The organism is Micromonospora globispora, from assembly GCF_003857015.1.
In the GTDB taxonomy this organism is placed as follows: Bacteria; Actinomycetota; Actinomycetes; order Mycobacteriales; family Micromonosporaceae; genus Micromonospora; species Micromonospora globispora.
Genome location: NZ_QGGF01000050.1, coordinates 1 through 3,364 on the forward strand (window position 1 = coordinate 1; position 3,364 = coordinate 3,364).

Genomic DNA, 3,364 nt, shown 5'->3' on the forward strand with positions numbered 1-3,364 from the left:
GAGCCCGAACCGGTGCCCGCCGGCAGCCCGCCGGACCCCGGCCACGCGTTGGACCGGGCCGGCGGGGAAGGCGTGAAGGTGGTCATCGTGGACACCGGCTTCGACCCGGAGGCGGCCGTGCGCGGCCGACCGAACAGCCGGCGACCGAACCGGTCATCGCCGGGGTGCGGGCGATCCGCCTGGACTTCCGCCCCGACCGGCGGGACGACCTGCGCGACTACGACACCATCCGGACGTTGCGGCTGCTGCTCGACGGGGGAGCGGTACGGGTCGTCGACCCCTCCCGCCCGGACGAGCGCCGGACCGAGGTGGTCGAGGGCCTCGGTGCGGGTGCGGTGTCGCTGAACCACGTGGTGCACATCTGCGGCAACGGCGGCGGTTGCCCCGCGGTGGAGCCCGAACCGGTGCCCGCCGGCAGCCCGCCGGACCCCGGCCACGCGCTGGACCGGGCCGCCGGGGAAGGCGTGAAGGTGGTCATCGTGGACACCGGCTTCGACCCGGAGGCGGCCGTGCGCAGCCCGTGGCTCGCCGGGGTCACCGGCCAGCCCGACCCGGGCGTCGACACCGCGAACCACACCCTCGACGAGTACGCGGGCCACGGCACCTTCATCGCCGGCGTGGTACGCGGTGTCGCGCCCCGGGCCGAGGCCCACGTGTGCTCGGTGTTCCACTTCGGCGGCGGCGTCCTGGAGTCCGACCTCGTCCAGGCGCTCGACACGGTCCTGGACTGCCACCACCCGGACGTGATTAGCATGTCGGCCGGGACCTACACGTACGACGCATCGGGGCTGCTCACCTTCCAGGTGTTCCACGAGCGGCGGCTGCGCCACCACAAGGGAGTGGTCCTCGTCGTGGCGGCGGGCAACGACGCGGACCGCAAGCCGTTCTGGCCCGCGGCGGCGCCGTACACCGTGTCGGTGGGCGCCCTGGCGGCGACCGGGCGGGGCCGGGCCGGCTTCAGCAACTTCGGCGGCTGGGTGGACGTTTACGCGCCCGGCCAGGATCTCGTCAACGCCTTCCCGACGGGGACCTACACCTACCGGGAGCCGCCGTACGACAACCCGCCCCGGGTCGAGACGTTCCACGGCATGGCGCGGTGGAGCGGCACCTCGTTCAGCACCCCGGTGGTCGCCGGCCTGATCGCCGGGCGGATGTCGCGGACCGGCGAGAACGGTCGCGCGGCCGCGCGGTCGCTGCTGCGGAAGGCCCGCAGGCACGCGCAGCCCGGCGTCGGGGCGGTGTTGCGGCCCGAGTAGGAAAGGCGACACTCCGGCGGGGTATCTGAGCGGCGCTGGGCGCCTCCATTCCGGTAGCGAACGGAATTGGAGGCACCGCCATGCCGATGCTGCTCATCACCGGGTCCTTTCACGTCGTCGGCGCGGCGCCGGACGGCGACTCGGTCCGGTTCCAGCCCGCCGACCCGGCGCACTGGGACCGGGTGGACGGCCCGCACCGGGTGCGCCGCAACGCCTCGGGCGGCGCCCAGCTCCGCCTCGACGGCATCGACGCGCTGGAGACCCACTACACCGCCGGCCGCGTCCCCACGCACCAACCCCTCGACCTCGGCCGGGCGAGCGCCGCGGCCCTGCTGTCCGGCCTGGGCTTCCGGGCGGTGCGCCGGAACGAGCGGGAAACCGTCACCGACGCCACGCCCACCGAGATGATCGGCTACGTCTTCACCCGTGGGGCCGACGTGTACGGCCGGTGCGTCGCGCTGGCCGGCCGCGGAATCCCACCGACGGACCAGCCGAGCGGGGAGCGCGTGCACGTCACCGTTTCCATGCTCCGCCGTACGGTGAACTACCGGCAGCTCGCCCGCGGGCACGCGTACCCGACCTTCTACCGCAAGCTCTACGCGGACCTGCGCCAGGCGATGGCCCGGGCGGTGGTCGCCGCCCGGGCGGCGGGCGGACCACTGTGGCGGTCGGACCAGACCGCCAGCGGTGCGGCACTGCCGGCTGGTCTCGCCGACCTGGAAGGCGACGTCGTCGTGCTGCCGAAGCTCTTCCGGCGCCTGGCCGACTACTTCACGCTCAACGACGGCGATCCCTCGCTGAGCGGCTTCGTCGACTACCTGGACGCGCGCGACGACCGGATCACCCTGCTGCCCAGCGGCCAGTGGACCAGCCTCGACACCATCGTCGCGGTCGACGGCACCAAGATCCGCCTCACCCATCCGCCCGAGCAGCTCTTCTTCGACGAGCGCTGAGCGGAGGGAACCGTCATGGAGAACACCGTGCACATCGAGGCCGCGACCGAGCGGTACCGCCGCACGACCGCGCAGCGGACGGAAATCGAGCGCCGGCAGGCCACCGGGGTCACCCGGGTGGTCGCCACGGGGGAGCAGGTCGAGGCCCGGGTCCGGCGGCTGGCCCGCGCCGGCGCCGTCACGCCGGAGGCCATCCTGCGGGCGCTCCCGGAGGGCGAGCCCGTCGCCCGCGCGGCGCTGCTGGAACGCATCATCGCCGACACCAACGACCTGCAGGCGGTCAACTTCCTCTCCCGGGGCGCCCGGGCCGCCCGTACCGTCGGTCGGATCGCCGCGGACGTGCGGGGGCGCCGCATTCCGATCGGCACCGGTTTCCTCGTCGCGCCGGCCCTGCTGCTGACCAACAACCACGTCCTGCCCGACGAGCCGGCCGCCGACGCCGCGGTGCTCGAACTGAACTGCGAGGACGGCATCGACCACGAGGCCGGAAAGGTCGCCGGGTACCAGCTCGATCCGGGGGCGTTCTTCCTCACCGACGAGGAGCTCGACTACAGCCTCGTCGCCGTCGCGCCCGGCGCCGGTCGGCCACCCGGCGACGAGTTCGGCTGGAACCGGCTGGTCCACCAGCAGGGCAAGGCAGTCATCGGCGAGTGGCTGAACATCGTCGGGCACCCGCAGGGCCGGCTGAAGGAAGTCGCCCTGCGCAACAACGGGCTGGTCAACGAGCTGGACCACTTCCTGCACTACGCGACCGACACCGAGCCCGGGAACTCCGGCTCGCCGGTCTTCAACGACCAGTGGGAGGTGGTCGCCCTGCACCACTCGGGAATCCCGGCGACCGACGCCGAGGGCAACTGGCTCAAGGCCGACGGCAGCCGGTGGCGGCCGTCGGACGGCGACGACGCCGTCCACTGGATCGCCAACGAGGGGGTACGCGTCAGCGCGCTGCTCGGTCACCTCTTCGGTCGCCCCCTGACGCCCGTCCAGCGGGCCGTGCTCGACAGCCTCGGCCCGCAGGCGGTCCCGGCGGGCGTCCAGCCGGCCGCTCCGGCCGTCGCCGACTCCGCCGTCACCGGGCTCGTCGCCGCCGGACCCTCGGTCGCCGGGCTCGTCGCCGCCGGACCCTCCGTCGCCGGGCTCGCCGTCCCGGGGCCG

3 protein-coding genes are annotated in these 3,364 nt (G+C 74.0%); all 3 read left to right on the forward strand.

Translation table 11 applies throughout. The features are described from left to right. Window positions 1-164: 164 nt before the first annotated feature. The gene (locus DKL51_RS01480) at window positions 165-1,256 is read left to right on the forward strand and encodes a S8 family peptidase (protein WP_185734666.1); all 1,092 of its coding nucleotides are present in this window, start codon (window positions 165-167) and stop codon (window positions 1,254-1,256) included. An 80-nt stretch (window positions 1,257-1,336) separates the two neighbouring features. After that, window positions 1,337-2,209 (forward strand): nuclease, encoded by an 873-nt coding sequence (locus DKL51_RS01485; RefSeq protein ID WP_124811643.1) that lies wholly within the window; start codon window positions 1,337-1,339, stop codon window positions 2,207-2,209. 15 nt (window positions 2,210-2,224) lie between these two features. After that, on the forward strand, window positions 2,225-3,364 hold a 1,140-nt coding region (locus DKL51_RS34630), incomplete at its 3' end, for a trypsin-like serine peptidase (RefSeq protein ID WP_185734667.1).